Source organism: Leucobacter chironomi DSM 19883 (assembly GCF_000421845.1).
In the GTDB taxonomy this organism is placed as follows: Bacteria; Actinomycetota; Actinomycetes; order Actinomycetales; family Microbacteriaceae; genus Leucobacter; species Leucobacter chironomi.
Map to the genome: position 1 here is coordinate 40,325 of NZ_ATXU01000007.1, position 23,534 is coordinate 63,858.

A 23,534-nucleotide genomic window follows, 5' to 3' on the forward strand; every position below is an offset into this window, starting at 1 on the left:
GGACGAATTTATCCACAGTTTTCCACCGCCCTGTGAATAGATGGGGAGAAGTCGCACAAATCTGTGGAGGGAAGCGGGGCGCCTGTGGAAACTGGTGAACGACAAGAATTCCGCGTCATTCTGCCGATCCCCACTCATCCCGCCTTCGCCAACAACTCACAGACCTGTAGTTCTCTACGGAATACTGGGATGTCGCGAGTTATCCACAGTATCCACAGCTGTTAACACTGTTAACATCCCAATTCTTGTTAACGGGCACTCGATCACGCAGACCGGCTGGGGATCGACCGATCGTTCCAGCCTCACACGAAGCCGGCGGATGCCCCTCGCCTCCGAGTATGCAAAGATTGTGAACCGATGAGATTCACGCGCTCATGTGCGTGGGAGGGAAGCCAGATGCGATTCACCGTCAACCGTGACGTGTTCAGCGACGCCGTGTCGTTCGCGGTGAAGCTGCTTCCGCAGCGTCCCACCCAGCCGCTGCTGAGTGGCGCACTCATCGAGGCAGAGGGCGATCAGCTCACGGTCTCCTCTTTCGACTACGAGGTCTCCGCACGCACGAGCGTGACCGCCGATGTGTCAGAAGCGGGTCGCGCACTGGTCTCCGGTCGCCTGCTGAGTGAGATCGCTCAGCGCCTTCCGCACGCGGATGTGGAGCTGTCGCTCGTGGAGAACCGGGTCGAGGTGCGGTGCGGATCGGCGTCCTTCCGCCTGCCGGCCATGCCGGTGGAGGAGTACCCCCAGGTCCCCCAGATCGATTCGATCTCCGGTTCGGTGCCGGCCAATCTCTTCGCCGATGCGATTGCCCAGGTGTCGCTGGCGGCATCGAAGGACGATGTGACCCCCGTGATCGCGGGCGTGCAGTTCGAGGTGAGCGAGAACTCCCTCACCCTCACTGCAACCGACCGATACCGCGTCGCTACCCGCAGCATCGACTGGGAGAACCAGAGCGGCCAGAGCGATCTCAGCGCGCTTGTGCCTTCGAAGATCGTGACCGAGGTCGGCAAGACCTTCTCCGGCGACGGTCAGGTGCAGGTTTCCATCATCAAGGACGACGAGCGCGAGCTCATCGCCTTCACCGGCGGATCGAAGACCGTGACCTCGCTGCTCATCAAGGGCAACTACCCTCCGGTGGGCCGGCTCTTCCCGAGCGGTGTCGACAACTACTCCGTGGTGAACACGGCGGAGCTCGTCGAATCCGTCGGACGCGTCGGTCTGGTGCTGGAGCGCGAAGCCGCGCTGCGGTTCTCCTTCGCGGAGGGCACCGTCACGCTTGAAGCAGCCGGAACCGAGTCGGCGCAGGCGGTCGAGACCGTTGATGCCCACCTCGTCGGCGAGGACATGGTGGTTTCGCTGAAGCCTCAGTTCCTGCTCGATGGTCTGCGTTCGACCCACTCCGAGTTCGCTCGCATCGCATTCACGCGCACCGACAATCCCGGGAAGCCGGGACCGGTGCTCATCACGAGCCAGCGGAGCAAGGACGACGCCGACGAGGAGAGCTTCCGCTACCTGCTGCAGCCGAACCTGCTGCTGCGATAGGGGAGGGGAGCGATGCGGGTCGCGCATCTCTCGCTCGGTGATTTCCGCAACTACGCAACCGCCGAGCTCGAACTGACCGCCGGCCCGAATCTCTTGGTGGGCCGCAACGGCCAGGGGAAGACGAACCTGGTCGAGGCGATCGCATACTTCGCGATTCTCCGCTCGCATCGGGCGACGGGCGACGGGCCGATGATCCGAGCGGGTGCTGACTCCGCGATCGCCCGGCTGAAAGTTGAAGCGGCGCAGCGCGATGTGCTGCTCGAACTGCAGTTGAACCGCGATCGCCCGAACCGTGCGCAGGTCAACCGCAACTCCGTACGTCCCCGAGAGGTGACGAGGTGGTTCTCTGCGGTCTCATTCATGCCGGAAGACCTCGGAATCGTTCGTGGAGAGCCCTCAGGACGGCGGCGCTTTCTCGACGATGCACTCGTTTCGCGTCATCCGGTCGCTGCAGGCGCTCTTGGTGACTACGAACGGGCGGTGCGTCAGCGCACTTCGCTGCTGAAATCAGCGCGTCGAGGTGGAGATGCTCTCGAATCGACGCTGAGCATCTGGGATGAACAGCTCATCGAATACGGGGTGCAGATCATGCTCGCCCGTCGCGAGCTCGTGCGCGACCTCGGCGAACCGCTGCGCGCTGGATATCGGGCGCTGGTCGATGAGGATCACGCTCCGACACTGGGTCTTCAGGAGTCGGTGGAGGGGGCACTCCCCGATGTTTCACGTGAAACGCGCAGCGCTGAGGAACTTGCGGATGTTTCACGTGAAACGCTCGCCGAGGAGTTCCGGGCTGCGTTGCGCGCTGTGCGCGGGCGCGAGATCGAGCGAGGCGTCACCCTGGTGGGGCCGCATCGGGATGATCTGCTGCTGAGCCTGAACGGTCTCCCCGTTAAGGGATACGCCAGTCATGGCGAATCGTGGTCGTTCGCACTCTCGCTGAAGATCGCCCTTGCAACGGTGCTGCGAGCCGAATCGCCCGCGGGTGATCCCGTCATCATCCTCGATGACGTATTCGCTGAGCTCGACTCGCGGCGGCGTGAGCGGCTGATGTCGGCGGTGAACGACTTCGAGCAGGTCATCGTGACGGCCGCAGTAGAAGACGATGTGCCCGACGGCGTAGCCTGGCATTGTGTCCGTATCGAGGCGGGCAGGATTGTCGAGGAGGACGCGTGACGTCGCCAGCGGAGAACGGCTTTGCCACCGAGGCCTATCTTCGCGCCAAGTCCATCTGGCGCGGTGCGCCGCTGCGGCGGAGAAACCGGCGCAGGATGGACGAGGACGCGCCCGGGGGGCGACCGTTCGGCGGTGGCCGTGATCCTCGAGCGCTCGGAGAGGTGCTGCTGGTCATGGCGAACGACATGGGCTGGAGTGTCGAGCTGGAGCAAGCCCGGCTCTTGGCCGAGTGGCCCGAGTTCGCGGGGGAGGCGACCGCGGAGCACACCGAGGTGATCGGCATCAGCAACGGCGTGCTGCAGATCCAGTGCGACTCGACGACCTGGGCCACTGAGTTGCGCCGCCTTCGAGCGGAAATGCTGACGCGCTTGCTGCGGGATTACCCCGATGCGGAGGTCCGTGATCTGCGATTTCTTGCCCCGGGGGCCCCGAGTTGGCGGCACGGACCGCGAACCGTCAAGGGTCGAGGCCCCCGCGATACCTACGGGTAGCAGTGCTCAGAGCGTGCCGGCGCGCTCGGGAGTAGGCTTGCCCGGAGGGCTTCGCGCGGCCTCGACTACGGTTGGCATTCGTCTGCGGTGCGAGAACCCGGGCCTCCGCTTTCGCTGTTCTCGAAGACCGATGCGCAGAGGGGTTCGCTTCTCTGCGCAGAGCGCGGAGAGCGCCTCTGAGCCGCGTGATCATGTCACCGCCCCTGAAGTGGGGGTCGATCCACCTTCGGATATGGCCTCCAGCGGCCCGCCGCGGGCCTTTTCTCGGCCTGTTCTTGATAGACTGGCGTGCGGAAGTGTCCTGAGCGTAAAAACACGCTGAGAGGGCCGGAAAAGGATCATTGAAGGCATGAGTTCAGAACAGGCCGCGACTGCGGAAGACTACGGCGCCGGTGCAATCCAGGTGCTCGAGGGCCTCGAGGCAGTACGCAAGCGTCCTGGCATGTACATCGGTTCCACGGGTCCGCGTGGTTTGCACCACCTCGTCTATGAGATCGTCGACAACTCCGTCGACGAGGCGCTGGCCGGCCACTGCGACACCATTGACGTGACCATCCGGGAAGACGGGGGAGTGCGCGTCGTCGACAACGGGCGCGGCATCCCGGTCGATCCTCACTCATCCGATCCCTCGAAGTCGACCGTCGAGGTCGTGCTCACCGTGCTGCACGCCGGCGGCAAGTTCGGCGGCGGCGGTTACGCCGTCTCGGGCGGCCTGCACGGCGTCGGCTCGTCAGTGGTGAATGCCCTCTCCAGCCGTTTCGAGGTCGAGGTCAAGCGGCAGGGTTTCACGTGGAACATGTCGTTCACGGGCAGCGTGCCCGATGCGCCGCTCGCCCAGGGCGAGCCGAGCGAGGAGACCGGCACTACCATCACGTTCTGGCCGAGCGCCGAGATCTTCGAGACCGTCGAGTTCGACTACCCGACGCTGCGCACGCGGTTCCAGCAGATGGCCTTCCTGAACAAGGGCCTCAAGATCATCATCACCGATCTGCGGCCGCAGGATCCCGTCGAGAACGAGGAGGGCGAGCTCGTTGCGCCGCCTGCTCCGCACGACGAGTTCCTGTACGAGAAGGGCATCGAGGACTACGTCCACTACCTGAACTCGGCCAAGCGCGCAGAACTCGTGCACGACGAGATCATCTCCTTCGAGCTCGAAGACACGGAGCGCAAGATCTCGGCCGAGATCGCGATGCAGTGGACCACGGCGTACACCGAGAGCGTCCACACCTACGCGAACACGATCAACACCCACGAGGGCGGCACTCACGAGGAGGGCTTCCGGGCGGCGCTCACCACGCTCGTCAACAAGTACGCCCGAGAGAAGAACATCCTGCGCGAGAAGGACGACAACCTCTCCGGCGACGACGTGCGCGAGGGCCTGACCGCCGTCATCTCGGTCAAGCTCGGCGAGCCGCAGTTCGAGGGCCAGACGAAGACCAAGCTCGGCAACACCGAGGCGAAGGCGTTCGTGCAGAAGGTCGTCGGAGATCAGCTGGGAGACTGGTTCGAGCGCAACCCCAGCGCGGCGAAGGAGATCATCCGCAAGGCCATCCAGGCCGCGACCGCGCGCCTCGCCGCACGGAAGGCGCGGGAGACCGCGCGCCGCAAGGGCCTCCTCGAGTCGGGCGGCATGCCCGGCAAGCTCAAGGACTGCTCCTCGAAGGATCCCTCGATCTCCGAGATCTTCATCGTGGAGGGCGACTCCGCAGGCGGTTCCGCCGTGCAGGGCCGCAACCCCGCGACGCAGGCGATTCTGCCGCTGCGCGGCAAGATCCTGAACGTCGAGAAGGCCCGACTCGACCGCGCGCTCGGCAACGCCGAAGTGCAGGCGATGATCACCGCCTTCGGCGCCGGCATCGGCGAGGAGTTCGATCCCGAGAAGGCCCGCTATCACAAGATCGTGCTCATGGCCGACGCCGATGTGGACGGGCAGCACATCACCACGCTGCTGCTGACGCTGCTCTTCCGGTACATGCGTCCGCTCATCGACCTCGGCTACGTCTACCTCGCGCAGCCCCCGCTCTACCGCATCAAGTGGGTCAACGCCGAGCACGAGTACGCCTACAGCGACTCGGAGCGCGACGCCCTGCTCAAGCTCGGCGCCGAGAACGGCAAGCGCCTCCAGAAGGAGAGCGGCGTGCAGCGCTACAAGGGCCTCGGCGAGATGAACTACGAGGAGCTCTGGGAGACCACCATGAGCCCCGAGACCCGAACGCTGCGGCAGATCACCATGGACGACGCGGCAGCCGCCGACGAGATCTTCGCCACCCTGATGGGCGAGGACGTCGAGGCGCGCCGAGGCTTCATCCAGCAGAACGCGAAGGACGTGCGTTTCCTTGACATCTGAGAACACCACCCCCGAGAACCTCGAGCAGGAAGCCGGCGAAGAGGCGAACCACGGCAGGATCGACCAGGTCGACCTGCAGCTCGAGATGCAGCGCTCCTACCTCGACTACGCGATGAGCGTGATCGTCGGTCGCGCTCTGCCCGATGTGCGCGACGGCTTGAAGCCCGTGCACCGGCGCGTGATCTACACGATGTACGACGGCGGCTACCGCCCGGACAAGGCGTTCTCGAAGTGCACCCGTGTCATCGGCGACGTGATGGGCCAGTTCCATCCGCACGGCGACAGCGCGGTCTACGACTCGCTCGTGCGACTCGTGCAGCCGTGGGCGATGCGCTACCCGCTCGCGCTCGGACAGGGCAACTTCGGATCTCCCGGTAACGACGGCGCGGCCGCGCACCGTTACACCGAGACGAAGATGTCGCAGCTCGCCATGGAGATGGTGCGCGACATCGACGAAGAGACCGTCGACTTCCAGGACAACTACGACGGCCGCACGCAGGAGCCGACCGTGCTCACGGCGCGCTTCCCGAACCTGCTCGTCAACGGCTCGGTCGGCATCGCGGTCGGCATGGCCACGAACATCCCCCCGCACAACCTGCGAGAGGTCTCCGAGGCCGCGATCTGGCACCTCGAGCATCCCGACGCGAGCCGGGAAGAACTGCTCGAAGCGCTCATGGCGCGGGTCAAGGGCCCCGACTTCCCGACGGGCGCCCAGATTCTCGGCACCAAGGGGATCCGCGAGGCCTACCGCACGGGGCGCGGATCGATCACCATGCGCGCCGTGGTCAACATCGAGGAGATCCAGGGCCGCACCTGTCTCGTCGTCACCGAGCTGCCGTACCAGGTGAACCCCGACAATCTCGCGGTGAAGATCGCCGACCTCGTCAAGGACAACAAGGTTCAGGGCATCGCCGACATCCGCGACGAGACGAGTGGCCGTACCGGCCAGCGCCTGGTCGTGGTGCTGAAGCGCGATGCGATCGCGAAGGTCGTGCTGAACAACCTGTACAAGCACACGCAGCTGCAGGAGAACTTCGGCGCGAACATGCTCGCCATCGTCGACGGCGTGCCCCGCACGCTCGCGCTCGACGGCTTCATCACGGCCTGGGCGAAGCACCAGATCGAGGTCATCGTGCGCCGCACCGAGTTCCGTCTGCGGAAGGCGGAGGCCGAAGCCCACATCCAGCGCGGCTACCTGAAGGCGCTCGACGCGCTCGACGAGGTCATCGCGCTGATCCGCCGCTCTCCCACGGTGGAGGAGGCTCGAGAAGGCCTCATGGCGCTCCTCGACGTGGACCAGATCCAGGCCGACGCGATCCTCGGACTGCAGCTGCGCCGCCTCGCGGCGATGGAGCGGCAGAAGATCCTCGATCTCGCCGCGAAGCTCGAAGCGCAGATCAAGGAGTACGAAGGCATCCTCGCCTCGCCCACCGAGCAGCGCGCGATCGTGATCGAGGAGCTCGGCGAGCTCGTCCACAAGTACGGCGACGAGCGCCGCACCACGATCCTGCACGGTTTCGACGGCGACATGTCGATGGAAGACCTCATCCCCGAAGAGGAGATGGTGGTCACTGTCACGCGCGGCGGTTACGTGAAGCGCACCCGCATCGACAACTACCGCTCGCAGCACCGCGGCGGCAAGGGCGTGAAGGGCGCGCAGCTGCGCGCCGATGACATCGTGGAGCATTTCTTCGTCACGACCACGCACCACTGGCTGCTGTTCTTCACGAACACGGGCCGCGTCTACCGGGCCAAGACCTATGAGGTGCCCGAGGGCGGCCGGGATTCCAAGGGCCAGCACCTGGCGAACCTGCTGGCGCTCGCTCCGGAGGAGACCGTCACGCAGATCCTCGACATTCGCGACTTCACCGAGGGCTGGTTCCTGGTGCTCGCGACACGCGACGGCCTGGTGAAGAAGACCGCGCTCACCGAGTACGACACCAATCGCACGGGCGGCATCATCGCCATCAAGCTCCGCGAGGGCGACGAGCTGGTCTCGGCGCTCATCGCGGAGTCGAGCGATGACGTGCTGCTCGTGTCGAAGCACGGCATGTCGGTGCGCTTCACGGCCTCCGACCAGGCGCTCCGGCCGATGGGCCGCTCCACGAGCGGTGTACGCGGCATGAACTTCCGCGACGGAGACTCGCTGCTGTCGGCCTCGCGGATCGACGGCGTCGAGGGCTACGTCTTCGTCGTCACCGAGGGGGGCTACGCCAAGCGCACCGCGGTCGACGAGTACCGGGTGCAGAACCGCGGCGGCTACGGCATCAAGGTCGCGAAGCTCGATGAGAACCGCGGCGATCTCGTGGGTGCGCTCATCGTGGAGGAGACGGACGAGGTGCTCGCGGTGCTCGCCAGCGGCAAGGTCGTGCGTTCCGCGGTGGCCGAGGTCCCGGCGAAGGGGCGCAACACCATGGGCGTCGTCTTTGCGCGATTCCCAGAGCGGGACCGTATCATTGGCATCGCGCGAAACACGGAGCGCGGGCTCGACGATGAAGAGTCCGAGTCCCTGGGCACCGAGAACGCAGAGAACAAGGAAGACGTGAATGAGTAACACTGTCGCCGACAAGCTGGCAAAGAAGACCCGCAAGAAGGCCCCCGCGAAGCAGGTTCGCCTGAAGCTCGTCTACATTGACTTCTGGTCGGCGGTGAAGTTCTCGTTCCTGGTGTCGCTGTGCGTGGGCATCGTGAGCGTGGTCTCTGCGATCCTCATCTACACAGTGCTCATGCAGACGGGCGTGTTCTCGCAGGTCGATGCCCTGTTCATGGACATCGTGGGCGAGGACAACAGCCTGATGAAGTTCATCGGCTTCTCGCAGGTGCTCGGCTTCTCGGTGGTAGTCGGGATCCTGAACACCATCGTGGGCACGGCGCTCGGTGCGATCGGCTCGCTCATCTACAACCTGCTGGTGCGCGTGCTGGGCGGTTTCCAGCTGGGCTTCACCAGCAACTGAGCGGCGCGATTCGCGCGCGCGACCACGGCAACTCGCCCGGCGTTCGATCTCGATTTCTGATTTCGGGCCGAATCGGATAATGTTGTTGCTTGGTCAAGGGGCTATAGCTCAGGCGGTTAGAGCGCTTCACTGATAATGAAGAGGTCCCAGGTTCAAGTCCTGGTAGCCCCACCAAAATCGTAAGGGCGGTCGAGAAATCGGCCGCCCTTTCTCGTATCCGGGCTACTCGGCCGCAGGGTCGGCCGCAGGGGAGTCTGATGGGGCCTCTGCGGGGTTCGCCCAGTCGGCGCGCGTGAGCGAGATCTCGCTCGCCATGTCGGTGAGGAAGCGCGTGACGACCGCCCGTTCCTCGCTGGTGAGGCGGGCGGCGGCGTAGAAGCGCCGCGCCTGCTGACGCCCCACGGTCTGCTTGGCCGACGATTCGGTCTCCGGGGTGATGTCGATCATGAAGGCGCGCCGGTCGCTCGGGTGCATGCTGCGGACGATGTGCGCGTCGCGTTCGAGCCGGTTGAGCAGCTTCGTGGTCGAGGCGGGGGAGATGCGCAGGTGCGCGGCGAGCATGCCGGGGGTGACGATGTCTCCCTGGCGCTTCGCGACGATCAGGTAGTGCAGGGCGCGCATGTCCTGCTCGCTCAGCTTCATGTATTTGCGCGACGCTTCGGAGAGCTTCGTCTCTGCCTCGCGCAACCGCGCGAGGGCGTTCATGAGATCGGCGATCTCGTCCATGGCCGCCGGGGGCACGTTCGAGACGTCGACGAGGTCGCTGCTGCCCGCTTTCAGGCCGACCCGGTAGAGATTCTCCGAGATCCGGTCGACGGTCTCGTCGGAGGGATGATCCATACGGTAATCCTAGAGTTCGTTTGCGATATCTCCGAAAAAGTATCCTTGCGTGTAATATCTCGAAAGCGCAATAATGTCTTGAAGGCAAAGTTTACTCGCTCGGAAGGAGGATCGCATGGATCAGATCGAACTCGTCGTGCTGATGGGGGACGACGGCTGCGCCACAGGCACCGCCCCGAAGAGCGACGTGCATACGGGAGAGACGCCGCTCCACCTCGCGTTCTCGTGCTACCTCCTGGATGACGCCGGCCGCCTGCTCCTCACCCGCCGAGCGCTCGCCAAGCGAACCTGGCCCGGGGTGTGGACCAACAGCTTCTGCGGTCACCCCGGCCCCCGCGAGGACCTCGAGACCGCGGTGCATCGACGCGCGGCCCAGGAACTGAACGTCGAGGTCGAGCGCATCGACCTGCAGTTGCCCAACTTCCGCTACCGGGCGATCGACGCGAGCGGCATCGTCGAGAACGAGATCTGCCCCGTCTTCACCGCGGTCGCGCGCGGACCACTGCTGCCCGAGCCATCTGAGGTCGCAGAGTGGATCTGGGTCGAACCCAGCGCCGTGATCCGCTCGCTCGAGACCACGCCGTTCGTGTTCAGCCCCTGGCTCAGGGAACAGCTGCCCGCGCTCGTGACCGTCGGGGCGTTCGGGGGAGCGCAGAACCGTGGCTGACATCGTGCAGGAGCGCCGCAGCGCGGAGCTCGTCAGAGCCGAGATCGAGCAGCAGCTGCGGGAGCTGCTCGACGTCGCCCGAGCGAGCGCGGTGCCGTTCGGCACGCACTTCGGCAAGCTCTGGGATCTCGGAGCAGAGTGCCTGCTCGGGGGCAAGATGCTGCGACCGCGGCTGCTCATGGGCGCCTACGACGCGATCGCCGATCCGCCCGCCGACCGCACCGCGCACCGCGCCGCCGCTCTGCGCATCGCCGCCGCTACCGAGCTGCTGCACTTCTCGTTCCTGCTCCATGACGACGTGATCGACGAGGATCTCAACCGCCGGGGAGCGCCGAACCTGATCGGACGCCTGCTGCACGAGGCGATCCTCGCAAGCGGCGAGGAGGCCGGCACCGCGAACGAGCGAGCCCTCCACTGGGCGCGCAGCAGCGGTATCCTCCTCGGCGATCTCATGCTCTCCGAGGTGCACCAGGCCTTCGCGAGAGAGCCGCTCGCCGATGACACCCGGCGTCGGCTCCTCGACCTGCTGCGACGCACGACGACCGAATCGGTGGTCGGCGAGCACGCCGACGTCGGACTGGGCGACCGCATCATCCCGTCCGATCTGAACACCGTGCTCGAAATGAGCCGCTTGAAGACGGCGACCTACACCTTCGAACTCCCGCTGCGGGCCGCGGCGGTGCTCGCCGGTGCCCCCCGCCGGCTCGAGGAAGCGCTGGGCGAGGTCGCCCGCCACCTCGGCGTGGCGTTCCAGCTGCAGGACGATCTGCTCTGCGCGTTCGGCGACAGCCGCGAGCACGGCAAGGACGTCTTCTCCGACTTCCGCGAGGGTAAGGAGACGGCTATCATCGCCTACGCTCGGATGACCGGAGCCTGGCCGAGCATCGAACCGCTGCTGGGGTCGCCCGAGTTCGGAAAGGCGGAGGCCGAGGCCATCCGCACCCTGCTCGTGCAGTGCGGTGCGGAGGGCTTCGTGCGGGCGATGGTCGACGATCGCATCCGGTTGGCGGTCGAGATCGTGTCGCGCGAGGCCGCGACGATGCCCCTCGAACTCCGCGGCTTCCTGCTCGGCATCGTCGATTCGCTGGACGGGAGGCGAGTCTGATGCCGGCGACCGACCGCCTCGACGCGCTCGACCGCTACACCGCGGCCTGCGAAGATGCCGCCGGGCGGATCATCCGCACCTACTCGACGTCGTTCGGCACGGCGACGGCGCTGCTCGGCGCGCGCCACCGACGCCACGTGCGCAACCTCTACGCGCTGGTGCGGGTCGCCGACGAACTCGTCGACGGGGTCGCCGAGCAGGCGGGTGTCGGGGCTGCCGAGCAGCGAGAACGACTCGACGCGCTGGAGCGCGAAACCGAGGACGCCGTGCGCTCCGGCTACAGCAGCAATCCGATCGTGCACGCCTTCGCCCGGACGGCGCGCGAGGCCGCGATCGGCGCCGACCTCACGCGGCCCTTCTTCGCGTCCATGCGGATGGATCTGCCCCTCGACCCCGCAGCCGCGCAGAGCGCTGAACCGAGCCCGGCCGGCATCCGCGCCTTCGACGAGGCGGATCACGCCGTCTACGTGCACGGCTCGGCCGAGGTGGTGGGGCTCATGTGCCTGCGGGTCTTCCTGCGAGACGAGGCTCGCAGTGCCGAGCAGCTGCGGCGGCTGGAGCACGGCGCGAGGCAGCTGGGCGCCGCCTTCCAGAACGTCAACTTCCTGCGAGACCTGGGCGATGACACGGAGCGCCTGGGCCGGGGCTACCTGAGCGGCGACATCGAACTGACGCCGGAGTTGCAGCAGCGGTGGATCCGCACGATCCGCTCGCAGCTCGCCGACGCCGAAGCCGTGCTCCCGCTGCTGCCGGCCGATGCGCGAGGCGCGGTGGGCTGCGCCCTGCGGTTCTTCGCGAGGCTGACGGAGCAGATCGCGCGCACTCCCGCCGAGGGGCTTCGCGAGCGACGCGCCCGCGTCTCGAACCCGGTGAAGGCTTGGCTCGCGCTGCAGGCGATCGTGTCGGCACGCAGGGTGGTGCTCGCATGACGCGCACCATCGTCATCGGAGGCGGCATCGCAGGCCTCGCGACCGCCGCGCTGCTCGCCCGTGACGGGCACCGGGTGCGTGTGCTGGAGCAGCGCGCGCAGATCGGAGGCCGAGCCGGCAGCCTGCAGATCGACGGCTTCCGCTTCGACACCGGGCCGTCGTGGTACCTCATGCCGCGGGTGTTCGATCACTTCTTCGAACTGCTCGGCACCAGCGCCGAAGAGCAGCTCGATCTGCGAATGCTCGACCCGGGATACCGGGTGTTCGGCGAACCGCAGGCGGACGGTCGTGTGCCGGAGATGACCGTGCCGCACGGGCGCGCGCGCGTCGAGGCCGCGTTCGAACGGCGCGAGCCGGGCAGCGGCCGGCGCCTGCGCCGGTATCTCGACTCGGCGGGCCGCGCGTCCGAGATGGCCGAGCGATTCTTCCTCTACAACCCGTTCACCCGCTGGCGGTCGCTCGCCGCGCCGGAGGTGCTGCGAGCGGCGCCGCAGCTGCTCGGGCTGCTGGGCACCTCGCTCGCACGCTTCGCAGGCAAGCGTTTCGCCGATCCGCTGCTGCGCCAGGTGCTCGGCTACCCGGCGGTGTTCCTCGGCACCGATCCCGATCGCGCACCGGCGATGTACCACCTGATGAGCGCACTCGATCTCGATGAGGGGGTGCAGTACCCGGTGGGCGGCTTCTGGCGCCTCGTCGAACGCGTGGAGCAGCTGGCGCGCGATGCGGGCGTCGAGATCGTCGCCGAGGCGCGAGCCACCGAGATCCTGACGCGCCGATCCCGGGAGCGCGCGGTCGCGAGCGGCGTGCGCTGGGTCGACGCGGACGGCACCGAGCACGTCGAGCACGCCAACTTCGTGGTCTCGGGGGCCGATCTGCACCACACCGAGACGGCGCTGCTGCCGCCCGAGCTGCGCAGCTACCCCGAGGCCTGGTGGGACCGTCTGGAGAGCGGGCCGGGCGCCGTCATCGTGCTGCTCGGCGTGCGCGGGTCGCTGCCGCAGCTCGAACACCACTCGCTCTTCTTCACGCGGGACTGGCAGGCCAACTTCCGCGCCATCTTCGGGGAGCAGCCGAGCGTGCCGGATCCCGCGTCCATCTATGTCTGCCGCCCGAGCGCGACCGATGGCGACGTGGCGCCCGAGGGGCACGAGAACCTGTTCGTGCTGATCCCCGTGCCCGCCGATACGGGGATCGGCGCCGGGGGAGCAGACGGCGACGGCGATCCGCGCGTGGAGCGGGCGGCGGATGCCGCGATCCGCCAGATCGAAGAGTGGGCTGGGATCCCCGATCTGCGGGAGCGGATCGTGGTGCGGCGCACCATCGGCCCGGCCGACTTCGCCGAGCAGTACCACTCGTGGCGGGGAGGCATGCTCGGCCCGGCGCACGTGCTGCGCCAGAGCGCCATGTTCCGAGCCCAGAACGCGTCGAAGCGGGTGCAGGGCCTGTTCTACGCCGGGGCCACCACGGCTCCGGGCGTGGGGGTGCCGATGTGCCTCATCAGCGCCGAGCTGGTGCTCAAGCGGATCCGGGGGGATCACTCCGCCGGCCCGACGGCGCCGCGCCCGTCGCCCGCGCCACAGCGGTCGGAGGCGGTGCGATGATGTCGTTCGTCTACCTCGCATGCCTCCTGATCGGCATCGCCTGCATGCTGCTCATCGATCGTCGCTTCCGCCTCTTCTTCTGGCGCGACGCGGCCGCGGCCGCTCTCGTCACCCTCGCAGGCACGGGTTTCCTGCTGCTGTGGGACGCCGCCGGCATCGCCGCCGGAATCTTCCTGCGGGGCGGATCGGAGATCGCCTCAGGCATCGTGCTCGCGCCCGAGCTCCCGCTCGAGGAGCCCGTCTTCCTCGTCTTCCTCGTGCTCTGCACGATGGTGCTGTACACGGGGGCCGCGCGGCTCATCGCGCGTCGCGCCGAGAGGCGGGCCCCATGATCTATGCGCTGCTCTCGGCCGGGTTCCTGGCCGTGGCGGTGCTCGGCGGTGTGCTCTTCGCGCGCGCCGCGGGTCCGTCCCGGCCGGTGTGGGGTGCGGTGGCGGCGGCCGGTGCCGCGCTGCTCGTGCTCACCGCCGTCTTCGACACGCTCATGATCGGCGCGGGGCTCTTCACCTACGAGGCAGGGCTCGTGTCGGGGGTGCGCGTGGGGCTCGCGCCCGTCGAAGACTTCGCGTACCCGCTCGCGGTGGTGATCGCGCTGCCGGCGCTCTGGGCGCTGCTGACGCGTCGCCAGGCGGTGCCCGCGGGCGCGCTGCTCCGGCAGGCCTGGATCGCTTCTCGCCCGGTGAGCTGGGTGAACACCGCCTTCCCGTTCGCAGCGGCCATGCTGCTCACCACGCGCGAGATCGACTGGCTGCTCGTCGTGGGAACGCTCTACTACCTCGTGCCCTACAACCTCGCGATGTACGGCATCAACGACGTCTTCGACTACGCCTCTGACGTCAAGAACCCCCGCAAGGGCGGCATCGAGGGCGCACTGCTGCCGCCCGCGTTCCACCGGCCCCTGCTCTGGCTCGCGCTCGCGAGCAACGTGCCGTTCCTGATCGTCCTGCTGGCCGCCGGCACTCCCGCCTCGGCCGTCGCCATCGCGGTGAGCACCTTCGCGCTCGTCGCCTACTCGGCTCCCGGCCTGCGCTTCAAGGAGCGCCCCGTGCTCGACTCCCTCACGTCGAGCGCGCACTTCGTGACGCCCGCTGTCGTGGGGCTCGCGCTTGCGGGTGCGCACGTCGACAGCGGCCTGCTGATCGCTCTCGCCGCGTTCTTCATCTGGGGCGTCGCGGCGCACGCATTCGGCGCGGTGCAGGACATCGTGCCGGATCGCGAGGCGTCGATCGGCTCCATCGCGACGGCCTTCGGTGCGGCGCGCACCGTGCGGCTCGCGCTCGTGCTGTGGCTCGCGGCGGGGCTGCTCATGCTCGCGGTGCCGTGGCCCGGCCCCCTGGCCGCGGTGGTCGCGATCCCCTATCTTCTGAATTGTGCCCCGTACATGCGGGTGTCGGATGCCGAGTCCGGCCGCACCAATCGGGCATGGCGCCGGTTCATCTGGCTCAACTACCTCTCAGGTTTCCTCGTCACCCTGATCCTCATCCTGTTCTGGAGCGTCTCATCATGAACGAGTCATCCCGGCGCCACGCGGCGCCTCTCGCACCCGACACCGCGCGGCGCAGCCGCGTGCCGCGCTGGCTGAGGATCCTGCTGCCCGCCCTGCTCATCCTCGTCTGGTTCGCCGGTGCGGGCGTGGGCGGCCCGTACTTCGGCAAGGTGAGCGAGGTGTCGTCGAACGATCAGACCTCCTACCTGCCCGAGTCGGCCGATGCGACGCGGGTGCAGGAGCGTCTGGGCGACTTCAGCGAGCAGAACGCCATCCCGGCGGTCATCGTGTTCGCCGGTTCGGAGCGCCTGAGCGATGCCCAGGTCGAGCAGCTGCAGACGGCGGTGGACGACCTCGCGAGCATCGACGGCGTGCTGCCGGACGCGTCACCGATGATCCCGTCGGAGGACGGCCTCGCGCTCGAGGTGTTCGTGCCCGTCGACAGCTCCTCCGAGGTGGGTGACGTCGTCTCCGAGATGTCGGCGCAGCTGCGGGCGGCGGCACCCGACGGCGTCGAGTCGTTCGTGACGGGCCCGGCCGGGTTCACGGCCGACCTCGTCGAGGCCTTCTCCGGCATCGACGGCATCCTGCTGCTCGTCGCGCTCATCGCGGTGTTCATCATCCTCATCGTCGTGTACCGCTCGTTCCTGCTGCCGGTCGCCGTGCTCGCCACGAGCCTGTTCGCACTCACGGTGGCGCTGCTCACGGTGTGGTGGCTCGCGAAGGCCGGCGTGCTGCTGCTCAGCGGGCAGACGCAGGGCATTCTCTTCATCCTCGTGATCGGTGCCGCAACCGACTACTCGCTGCTCTACGTGTCGCGCTACCGCGAAGAGCTGCGCGTGCAGCAGGACAAGTGGACGGCGACGATGCGCGCGATCCGCGGCTCCTTCGAACCGATCCTGGCGTCCGGCGGCACCGTCATCGCGGGTCTGCTCTGCCTGCTCTTCAGCGATCTGAAGTCGAACAGCTCGCTCGGGCCCGTCGCGTCGATCGGCATCGTCTTCGCGATGCTCTCCGCGCTGACGCTGCTGCCGTCGATCCTCTTCGCCTTCGGCCGCGCCGGGTTCTGGCCGCGGCGCCCGAAGTACGAGCCCGAGGTGGTGGCGGCCGAGGGCGGGGTGCCCTCGCGGGGGCTGTGGCCGCGGGTGGGTCGTCTGATTCGCAGACGGCCGCGCGCGATCTGGATCGTCACCGCGGTGGTGCTGCTGATCGGCGCGATGGGGGTGACGCAGCTGCAGGCGCAGGGCGTGCCGCAGTCGGATCTCGTGCTGGGCGCATCCGAGGCGCGCGACGGCCAGGCCGCGCTGGGCGAGCATTTCCCCGGGGGATCGGGGAGCCCGGTGTCGGTGCTGGTCGCCGAGGATCAGCTGCAGACCGCGGCCGACGTGCTGCTCGGCAGCGACGGCGTCGACGGGGTGGCGGTGCTCAGCACCGACTCGCCGTCGGGCACGGCGCCGGTCACGGCCGACGGCATCAGCGCGTTCGGCCCGCCCGGCACTCCGGCGCCGGAGCCGACCGTGTCGGAGGGAGAGGTGCTGCTGCAGGGCACCCTCACGGACGCCGCGGACTCGGCGGCCGCCGAGCAGACGGTGCGCGAGCTCCGCGCGGCGTTCGCCGCCGACGGCACCGACGCCCTCGTGGGCGGTGTCACGGCCACCGCGATCGACACGAACGACGCGTCGATCCACGATCGCACGCTCATCATCCCGATCGTGCTGCTGGTGATCCTCGTGATCCTGATGCTGCTGCTGCGCTCGGTGGTCGCCCCCGTGCTGCTGGTGCTCACGACCGTCGTCTCCTTCGGCACGGCGCTCGGAGTGTCGGCGCTGGTGTTCGACTTCGTGTTCGACTTCCCGGGGGCGGATCCGGCGGTGCCGCTCTACGGCTTCGTGTTCCTGGTCGCGCTCGGCATCGACTACAACATCTTCCTCGCGACGAGGATCCGCGAGGAGTCCCTGCACCACGGCACCCGCGAGGGCATCATCCGCGGCCTCTCGGTCACCGGCGGCGTCATCACCTCGGCGGGGCTGGTGCTCGCCGCGACGTTCGCCGCGCTCTCCGTGATCCCGATCCTGTTCCTCGCGCAGATCTCGTTCATCGTCGCGTTCGGCGTCCTGCTCGACACCTTCATCGTGCGGGCGCTGCTCGTGCCGGCGCTCATGTACGACATCGGGCCGGCCGTGTGGTGGCCGTCGAAGCTGAGCCGGCGGCGCGCGGTGGCGTGATGCGGGGGCGGGTCCGCGGTAGCGTGATGCCATGGATCCGGGGTGGACGCGGCGTGTGCTGGTGGTCGAGGACCAGGCGGCGCTGCGCGCGCTCACGAGGGAGCTGTTCGAGCAGCGGGGCTTCGCGGTTCGCAGCGCCGGCTCACCGATCGAGGCGCTGGCGGTGTTCGACGAGTTCGACCCCGACGTGCTCGTGGCCGACATCGATCTCGGTGCGCGGCCGGACGGCGCCGAGCTCGCCGCGATCCTCCGCGCTCGCGCCCCGCACCTGGGCGTGGTGTTCCTGTCCAGCTACCCCCGTGCGGCTGCCGGCGCGCAGCCCTTCGGCCTCGCCGATGCGGTGTTTCTGAGCAAGTCGGCCATCGGATCTGCCGACGACCTCGTCGCCGCGGTCGAGGGGGCGCTGGGCGGTGCATCTGAAGCGGTTTCGGGTGCGGCTGCTGGGGATGCAGGGGTCGACAGCGGCGGATCGGTGCTCGGATCGCTCACGCGGCACCAGCTGCGCGTGCTGAGCATGGTGGCGCGCGGCTGGTCGAACGAGCAGATCGCCGAGCAGTCTGGTGCGGGGCTGCGCGCGGTGGAACGGTCGGTGAGCCGCATCTTCGAGCGGCTCGGGGTGTCGGGGGATCGCGGGGTGAACGCGCGGGTGACGGCCGCTGCGCAGTACCTCGCCGAGTTCGGGCCTGCGAGGTGACGCGGCTCGTCGAGGCCTGGTGGTCGGTGCTGCACGGGCGCCGCTTCCTCTCGGCGTGGTCGCTCTGGGGCTCGCTGCCGGTGGCGGTCACGGTGATGGGCGCCTACCTCGGTGCGGACGGAGCCCACGCGGGAGCGCTGCTCGTGGTGTCGGTGGCCTCGTGGGGAATCGCGGCAGCGGTGCTCTTGCCGGTTGCGCGGCTGGCGGCCCGGTGCGAGCGCCCCGTGGTCCGCGCCGCGGTTGTGGCCCTCGCGGTCACGGTTCTGGCGGGCACGCGGCCGCTGCTGCTCGACGCCCTGTGCGGGGCGGTCGGAGCGCCTGCGGCATCGCCGGAGTGGCTGCCGTTCCGGATCGCCACGAACATCGCCGTCTGGTGGGCGCTGCTGTCGGCGCTCGCTCTGCTGGGGGAGACGGTGCGGGTGCGCCGGGTCGCGAACGGCCGCCTCGCGGCGCTCGCGGCCGAGTTCGCGAGTATCGAGCGCGAGGGCGCTGAGCGTGCACGGGGGGTGCAGCGCCTGGCCGAGGAGTGCCGCGATGCGCTCGCGAGCGAGGCTGCGACCCTCGACCCCGAACAGGGCGAGGCGGTCGTGCGCTTCTCGCAGCGGGTGCGGCAGTGGTCGCACCGCTTCGCGCACGAGGCGGAGGCGGCGCGGATCGGGCGACCGGATCCGCCCCCCGCCGAGGTGGCGCTGCGAGGAAGCGGACGCCTGCCGGGCGCGCGCCTGCGGGTGCCGCCGGTCGGCGCGGTGAGCGTGCTCTGGGCGGTGCTCGTGCTGCCCTACGCGGTGCGGGAGCTGCCGCCGGCGATCTTCGCGGTGTCGTGCGCGCTGCTCGTCGGGGGCGGTATCGCCATCGACGGCTGGGTGCGTCGGCGGCGGATCCGCGCGGTCAACCGGGTGGCGGTGCTGCTCACGCTCTGGAGCGCGGCGGGCGCGGGACTGGCGCTGCTCGTGCAGTTGGGCGGCGGGGTGCCGCCGCGGTACGCCTGGATCTCAGTGCCGGCACTGCCGCTCGTGGCGCTGGTGCTGTGCCGATGCTCGGGGCTCGTGCACGGGTGGGCGCTCGATGGGCGCAGACTCGAGGCGGTGGTGCGCGAACGGCAGCGCTCGCTCGCGGCGGCGAACGCGGAGGCCCGGGCGGTGGCCGAGCTGGCGAGCCGGCGCCTGCACGGCGAGATCCAGGCGGCCTGCGTGCGGCTGCTCGCGGCGGATCGTCCGGGGCACGCCGAGGCGTCGCTGCGTGAGCTGCGCGAGGCGATCGCGCAGCTCGGCGCCGCCGCCGTTCCGGCGCCGCGTCCGGGCGCGGCGCCGCTTGATGCGCTGCTGCACGACTGGGCCTGCGTCGTCTCCCTCGAACACGAGATCTCGCCGGAGGCGCGGGAGCTCCTCGAATCGGCGCCCGGTGCGGCGGCTGGTGCCGCCGAGGTGGTGACCGAGGGGCTGGTCAATGCGGTGAAGCACGCGGCGGCGCCGGAGGTGCGGGTGGCGGTGACGCGGGCGCAGACGGGGGCCGGGGCTCGCCTCGATATCGAGGTGGTGAGCGCCGGCATCCTGCCCGCCGGCGCTGCGCTGCGCGGGAACGCTCCGGTGGCGCTGCTCGGCGCGGAGCTGACGCAGCGCAGCGGCGATGTCGTGCTGCGCGCGAGCCTCGCGGTACCGGCAGTCGTGCCAGCCGCACATTCCGCCGAACCCCTCGGGGGGACGCGCTAGCGTACGATCCACCCCAGCGAGAAGGCGGAACCCGTGAACGATCTCACCCAGTTGATCCCGATCGCCGCCGGAGTCATGATCTCGCCGCTGCCGATCGTCGCGGCGGTCGCGCTGCTGCTGTCGGCGCGGGGCCGCGCGAACGGCCTCGCCTTCGTCGCTGCGAGCGTCGTGGTGCTGTTCGCGTGGACGCTGCTCGGCGGTCTCACCGCGTCGCGCGCCGGTGCGGGGCACTCCGACGGCGACGATCTCGTGGTGCTCATCATCACCGCGGTGCTCGCGCTCGGCTTCCTCGTGCTCGCCGTGACGAGCTGGCTCGGGAGGCCCCGGGCCGGACAGCCGGCGCAGACGCCGTCGTGGTTGGCCGTCGCGGACACGCTCACGCCGGTGCGCTCCGCCGGGCTCGGTGCGCTCATGGGGGTCACGAACGCCAAGAACATCCCGCTCGCGCTCAAGGCGGGTGCGCTCGTCGGCTCCCACGACCTGCCGGTGGCGGCGGTCGTGGGCGTGAGCGCGGTCTTCGCGGTGGGGGCGTCGCTCGCGCTCATCCTGCTCGTCTTGCTGGCGGCCAGCCGCTCGCAGCGCATCGGGGCGGCGCTGCAGCGGCTGAAGTCAGAGCTCATCGCCCACAACGCGATCATCATGTCCGTGCTCTTCGCGCTGCTCGCGGCTTCGGAGATCGGGCACCTGCTGCACGCGCTGATCCGCTGATCCGCTGAACCGCTGAACCGCGGCCGGAGGGCTGCCTTGTACGAAAGGAACCGCACATGTCCGAGGAGATCATCGCGCGGGCGAGCGCGGGCACGTTCATCGGGTCCGAGGAGGCGGAGTCGGGCGCGCGGGTGTGGCGCGGCATCCGGTACGCGCTGCCGCCGGTGGGCGAGCTGCGATGGCGCGATCCCGTCGCGGCGCCGAGGGCGTCCGAGCCGGTGACCTGCGCGAGCGCCCCGCCGGCTGCACCGCAGCTGCCGAACCCCGCTGTGCCGCTCGGCGACGACGCCGTCATCGACGAGGATTGCCTGTTCCTCAACGTGTGGGCGCCTGCGGCGGCCGAGGCGCTGCCGGTCATGGTGTGGGTGCACGGCGGCGCCTACACCTTCGGGTCTTCGGCGCAGCCCCTGTTCGAGGGGGCGACGCTGGTGCGCGAGGGCGGCGTGGTGCTCGTCACGCTGAACTACCGGCTGGGTGCGCTCGGCTTCCTCGACCTCTCGGGGGTGGATCCCGACGCCTTCGACGGCAATCTCGCGTTGAAGGATGTGCTGCTCGCGCTCTCCTGGGTGCGCGAGAACGTCGCCGCGTTCGGCGGTGATCCTTCGCGGGTGACGGTCTTCGGGGAGTCGGCGGGTGGCGGGCTGGTGACGGCGCTGCTCGCGGTGCCGTCGGCTGCGGGCCTGTTCCACCGGGCCATCGTGCAGTCGTCGCCGGCGTCGAGCATGTACGGGCCCGAGCGTGCGCGGGAGGTGGCGGATCGTTTTCTCGCGGAAGCGGGGGAGTCCGGGGCGGATCCGGCCCGGTTGCGCGAGCTGCCGGTCGACGAGATCGTGCGTGCGAGCACTGCGGTGTACGCGGCGGTGCCGCAGCAGTCGCCGGGGCGGCTCGCGTTCGCGCCGGTGGTCGATGGTTCGCTGCTCCCGGAGGCGCCGATCACGGTGCTGCGCGAGGGGCGCGGGCATCCGGTGCCGCTCATCATCGGCACGAACCGCGACGAGGCGTCGCTGTTCAAGTTCATGAAGTCGCCCCTGATCCCGATCACCGAGGATCGGCTCCTGGAGATGTTCGCGGACATGCGGGCCGAGGCGCCGGGCCTGGAGCTGCCGTCGGTGCAGCAGGTGGCGTCGGCCTACGAGGGGGTGCGGCACCGGGTGCTGGGGCTCGGAGTGGCCCGCGACATCGGGTTCCGCATGCCGGGCGTGTGGATCGCCGAGGGGCACAGCGCGGTGGCGCCGGTGTGGTTCTACCGTTTCGATCACAGCAGCCCGTTCCTGAAGCTCATCGGGCTCGGCGCGACGCACGCCACCGAGCTGCCCTACCTGTGGGGCAACCTCGACGGCGGGCCGAAGGATCCCACGTTCCGCCTCGGCGGACGACGTGAGGCCGGCAGGATCGGGGCGCGGATGCGCGCGCGGTGGACGGCGTTCGCCCGTGGCGGGAGTCCGCAGGCCGTGGCGCCGGAGGGTGTCGCGTCGGAGGGTGTCGCGCCGGAGGGTGCCGCGGAGTGGCGCCCGTACGATCTGGCCTCGCGCGGGACGCTCGTGATCGGACGGGAGGATCGCTGCGTGGACGATCTCGACGGTGCGCTGCGGGCCGGCTGGGGCGACGAGGTGCTCTCGTTCCGGTGACCCGGCACGACCGGAGCCCGCTCGTGTTGCGTGCTGGATGCCGAGTCGCTAAGGTTGTCTAGGTCAGAACCGGGCGGCCACGCGGCCCGGGGGAGTTCGATTCGATCTCCCGCTGCAGAAGCCGCATCAGCGGCTTCGGGTCCTTAACTCAGTTGGTAGAGTGCCTGCTTTGCAAGCAGGATGTCGGGAGTTCGATTCTCCCAGGATCCACCGAAATTGTCTTACTTGACACGCGACATCGGAAGATGCGGGATGTTCCCGTGATTCGTTGCTGCCCTGGTGCGTATCCTCTGCGTCCACATGGTCAGCCTCAGTCGGTCCTGAATCTCGGCGGCATCCGCGGCCGGAAGTGCCCGGTGACTATGGCTGGGCCAGCCTGGACCGGGATGACCTCGGTGATTCTGCTCGTCGAACGACCGTTCCCGACGAGCTATCGCAGGAGAGGGTGCGTGGGCGCAGTCTTCGGGATGCCGGCGACGATCGAGGGGTCGCGCCGCCGTCGCAGGCCAGGTCGATCTACCTCCGCGATCCGCACCATTCATCCCCAGAGTTATCCACAGCTGGGGATGAATTACAGGGATGTGATTCGGGGGACCCGGTAAATGACATCTATCTTCATGCGTGCAGAGCGATGACGGGCGCTGCCGCTTGCAGAGTTGTTATTCACAACTTGGGGATAGACCGATCGCTTCAGCCGCGCACCACGACCAGCCGGCGTTTGCCCTCCACGAAGCGCATCCGCTCCAGATCTCTGAGCGCATCGCGGCCCACCCACGCCCGCGGCTGCCCGGCGGCGGACGCCAGCCGCTCCGCGACCTCCGCGGCGCGATCCCGGCTCGCGAGATCGCGCTGGCCCACCTCGCGCAGCGCCCACGACACCGCCTTCTTCACGTGGAGCCGAGGGTCGTCCGAGTGCCGCTCGATGAGTTCGAGATAGTCGCGCACCGCCTCTTCCAGCAGTGCGCGCTCGTGCGTCGCCGACGACGCCATCAGCGCGAACGCCGCCCGCTTCGTGTACGTCGGCTCGGCATCGCTCCACAGGCGGATGAGCGATCGATACCCCTCGATGCGCAGGAACAGGGTGTTGCAGAGGTGATCGCAGAGATCCCACGACTGCACATCCGCCAGCAGGGCGCTCGCCTCGCCGGGGGAGAGCGTCGCCGGGTCGAACACCAGCGCCGCGAGCAGCCGCGCCTCGTGCACCCCCGTCGCCCAGAGCTCGCGCGCGAGAGAGTTCGAACGCTCGACACTCCTCGCGATCCTGTGGATCACGGGAACGGGCACGCCGATGCTCTCCGCCTCCGGGATCCCGAGCCGCACCGCGCTGCGCCGATGCCGCTCCGAGGCCTCCGCCCTGAGCATCGCGAGAAGTTCGCGCGACGTCGCGCGCTCCCGTGCATCTGCGGTGCGCATGATCCGATGCTACGTGACCTGCTGC

General features: G+C 68.8%; 19 protein-coding genes and 2 tRNA genes. 19 read left to right on the plus strand and 2 right to left on the minus strand.

All coding sequences use genetic code 11. The annotated features are described in order from the left end of the window. Nucleotides 1-396: 396 nt before the first annotated feature. The 7 genes from dnaN to H629_RS0109000 all read left to right on the plus strand — a co-directional run bounded on the left by dnaN (nucleotide 397) and on the right by H629_RS0109000 (nucleotide 8,678). Nucleotides 397-1,539, plus strand: coding sequence for a DNA polymerase III subunit beta (gene dnaN / locus H629_RS0108970; RefSeq protein ID WP_024356935.1), 1,143 nt, complete (start codon nucleotides 397-399; stop codon nucleotides 1,537-1,539). A 12-nt stretch (nucleotides 1,540-1,551) separates the two neighbouring features. Beyond that, entirely contained in the window at nucleotides 1,552-2,712 is a 1,161-nt protein-coding gene (recF, locus tag H629_RS0108975; RefSeq protein WP_024356936.1) for a DNA replication/repair protein RecF, read from the plus strand. Further along, a complete protein-coding gene (locus tag H629_RS0108980; protein WP_024356937.1) occupies nucleotides 2,709-3,203 on the plus strand; it encodes a DciA family protein in 495 nt (164 codons plus the stop codon). Before recF ends, H629_RS0108980 begins: the two co-directional genes overlap by 4 nt. Nucleotides 3,204-3,552: 349 nt before the next feature. Then, entirely contained in the window at nucleotides 3,553-5,550 is a 1,998-nt protein-coding gene (gene gyrB, locus H629_RS0108985) for a DNA topoisomerase (ATP-hydrolyzing) subunit B (RefSeq protein WP_024356938.1), read from the plus strand. After that, nucleotides 5,540-8,104: a DNA gyrase subunit A gene (gene gyrA, locus H629_RS0108990; RefSeq protein WP_024356939.1), complete on the plus strand. Its 2,565-nt coding sequence runs from the start codon at nucleotides 5,540-5,542 to the stop codon at nucleotides 8,102-8,104. Before gyrB ends, gyrA begins: the two co-directional genes overlap by 11 nt. After that, complete coding sequence (locus tag H629_RS0108995) at nucleotides 8,097-8,504, plus strand: DUF3566 domain-containing protein (RefSeq protein ID WP_024356940.1); 408 nt, start codon at nucleotides 8,097-8,099, stop codon at nucleotides 8,502-8,504. The genes gyrA and H629_RS0108995 overlap by 8 nt, the downstream gene beginning before the upstream one ends. A gap of 97 nt (nucleotides 8,505-8,601) precedes the next feature. Beyond that, a tRNA-Ile gene (locus H629_RS0109000) sits at nucleotides 8,602-8,678 on the plus strand. Nucleotides 8,679-8,726: 48 nt separating this feature from the next. Here H629_RS0109000 and H629_RS0109005 read toward each other — a convergent pair. After that, entirely contained in the window at nucleotides 8,727-9,344 is a 618-nt protein-coding gene (locus H629_RS0109005) for a MarR family winged helix-turn-helix transcriptional regulator (protein WP_024356941.1), read from the minus strand. A gap of 115 nt (nucleotides 9,345-9,459) precedes the next feature. On the opposite strand from H629_RS0109005, the gene idi reads away from it, so the two are divergent. The 12 genes from idi to H629_RS0109065 all read left to right on the plus strand — a co-directional run bounded on the left by idi (nucleotide 9,460) and on the right by H629_RS0109065 (nucleotide 22,306). After that, complete coding sequence (gene idi / locus H629_RS0109010) at nucleotides 9,460-10,011, plus strand: isopentenyl-diphosphate Delta-isomerase (protein ID WP_024356942.1); 552 nt, start codon at nucleotides 9,460-9,462, stop codon at nucleotides 10,009-10,011. After that, a complete protein-coding gene (locus H629_RS0109015) occupies nucleotides 10,004-11,116 on the plus strand; it encodes a polyprenyl synthetase family protein (RefSeq protein WP_024356943.1) in 1,113 nt (370 codons plus the stop codon). Before idi ends, H629_RS0109015 begins: the two co-directional genes overlap by 8 nt. Continuing rightward, a complete protein-coding gene (locus H629_RS0109020) occupies nucleotides 11,116-12,045 on the plus strand; it encodes a phytoene/squalene synthase family protein (protein WP_029746790.1) in 930 nt (309 codons plus the stop codon). The genes H629_RS0109015 and H629_RS0109020 overlap by 1 nt, the downstream gene beginning before the upstream one ends. Further along, a complete protein-coding gene (crtI, locus tag H629_RS0109025) occupies nucleotides 12,042-13,646 on the plus strand; it encodes a phytoene desaturase family protein (protein WP_024356945.1) in 1,605 nt (534 codons plus the stop codon). The genes H629_RS0109020 and crtI overlap by 4 nt, the downstream gene beginning before the upstream one ends. Beyond that, a complete protein-coding gene (locus H629_RS0109030) occupies nucleotides 13,646-13,978 on the plus strand; it encodes a lycopene cyclase domain-containing protein (protein ID WP_024356946.1) in 333 nt (110 codons plus the stop codon). Before crtI ends, H629_RS0109030 begins: the two co-directional genes overlap by 1 nt. Next, nucleotides 13,975-15,153 (plus strand): prenyltransferase, encoded by a 1,179-nt coding sequence (locus H629_RS0109035; protein WP_024356947.1) that lies wholly within the window; start codon nucleotides 13,975-13,977, stop codon nucleotides 15,151-15,153. Before H629_RS0109030 ends, H629_RS0109035 begins: the two co-directional genes overlap by 4 nt. Then, nucleotides 15,150-17,357: an MMPL family transporter gene (locus H629_RS0109040; protein ID WP_024356948.1), complete on the plus strand. Its 2,208-nt coding sequence runs from the start codon at nucleotides 15,150-15,152 to the stop codon at nucleotides 17,355-17,357. Before H629_RS0109035 ends, H629_RS0109040 begins: the two co-directional genes overlap by 4 nt. A gap of 31 nt (nucleotides 17,358-17,388) precedes the next feature. Beyond that, on the plus strand, nucleotides 17,389-18,051 hold the full coding sequence (locus H629_RS0109045) for a response regulator (protein ID WP_024356949.1): 663 nt from the start codon (nucleotides 17,389-17,391) through the stop codon (nucleotides 18,049-18,051). Next, nucleotides 18,048-19,760 carry a hypothetical protein gene (locus H629_RS0109050; RefSeq protein WP_024356950.1) on the plus strand — a complete coding sequence of 571 codons (1,713 nt, stop codon included), beginning with the start codon at nucleotides 18,048-18,050 and terminating at the stop codon, nucleotides 19,758-19,760. Before H629_RS0109045 ends, H629_RS0109050 begins: the two co-directional genes overlap by 4 nt. A gap of 33 nt (nucleotides 19,761-19,793) precedes the next feature. Continuing rightward, entirely contained in the window at nucleotides 19,794-20,468 is a 675-nt protein-coding gene (locus H629_RS0109055; protein WP_024356951.1) for a GAP family protein, read from the plus strand. 56 nt (nucleotides 20,469-20,524) lie between these two features. Next, nucleotides 20,525-22,096, plus strand: coding sequence for a carboxylesterase/lipase family protein (locus tag H629_RS0109060; RefSeq protein WP_024356952.1), 1,572 nt, complete (start codon nucleotides 20,525-20,527; stop codon nucleotides 22,094-22,096). Between the two features lie 137 nt (nucleotides 22,097-22,233). After that, a tRNA-Ala gene (locus H629_RS0109065) sits at nucleotides 22,234-22,306 on the plus strand. A gap of 480 nt (nucleotides 22,307-22,786) precedes the next feature. Here H629_RS0109065 and H629_RS0109070 read toward each other — a convergent pair. After that, on the minus strand, nucleotides 22,787-23,509 hold the full coding sequence (locus H629_RS0109070; RefSeq protein ID WP_024356953.1) for a DNA alkylation repair protein: 723 nt from the start codon (nucleotides 23,507-23,509) through the stop codon (nucleotides 22,787-22,789). Nucleotides 23,510-23,534: the final 25 nt, after the last annotated feature.

Excerpts from the sequence above, each read along its gene's own strand:
- dnaN (WP_024356935.1), top strand. The coding sequence starts at position 397 with ATGCGATTCACCGTCAACCGTGACGTGTTCAGCGACGCCGTGTCGTTC.
- recF (WP_024356936.1), top strand. The coding sequence starts at position 1,552 with ATGCGGGTCGCGCATCTCTCGCTCGGTGATTTCCGCAACTACGCAACC.
- gyrB (WP_024356938.1), top strand. The coding sequence starts at position 3,553 with ATGAGTTCAGAACAGGCCGCGACTGCGGAAGACTACGGCGCCGGTGCA.
- H629_RS0108995 (WP_024356940.1), top strand. The coding sequence starts at position 8,097 with ATGAGTAACACTGTCGCCGACAAGCTGGCAAAGAAGACCCGCAAGAAG.
- H629_RS0109005 (WP_024356941.1), bottom strand. The coding sequence starts at position 9,344 with ATGGATCATCCCTCCGACGAGACCGTCGACCGGATCTCGGAGAATCTC.
- idi (WP_024356942.1), top strand. The coding sequence starts at position 9,460 with ATGGATCAGATCGAACTCGTCGTGCTGATGGGGGACGACGGCTGCGCC.
- H629_RS0109020 (WP_029746790.1), top strand. The coding sequence starts at position 11,116 with ATGCCGGCGACCGACCGCCTCGACGCGCTCGACCGCTACACCGCGGCC.
- crtI (WP_024356945.1), top strand. The coding sequence starts at position 12,042 with ATGACGCGCACCATCGTCATCGGAGGCGGCATCGCAGGCCTCGCGACC.
- H629_RS0109030 (WP_024356946.1), top strand. The coding sequence starts at position 13,646 with ATGTCGTTCGTCTACCTCGCATGCCTCCTGATCGGCATCGCCTGCATG.
- H629_RS0109035 (WP_024356947.1), top strand. The coding sequence starts at position 13,975 with ATGATCTATGCGCTGCTCTCGGCCGGGTTCCTGGCCGTGGCGGTGCTC.
- H629_RS0109040 (WP_024356948.1), top strand. The coding sequence starts at position 15,150 with ATGAACGAGTCATCCCGGCGCCACGCGGCGCCTCTCGCACCCGACACC.
- H629_RS0109045 (WP_024356949.1), top strand. The coding sequence starts at position 17,389 with ATGGATCCGGGGTGGACGCGGCGTGTGCTGGTGGTCGAGGACCAGGCG.
- H629_RS0109060 (WP_024356952.1), top strand. The coding sequence starts at position 20,525 with ATGTCCGAGGAGATCATCGCGCGGGCGAGCGCGGGCACGTTCATCGGG.
- H629_RS0109070 (WP_024356953.1), bottom strand. The coding sequence starts at position 23,509 with ATGCGCACCGCAGATGCACGGGAGCGCGCGACGTCGCGCGAACTTCTC.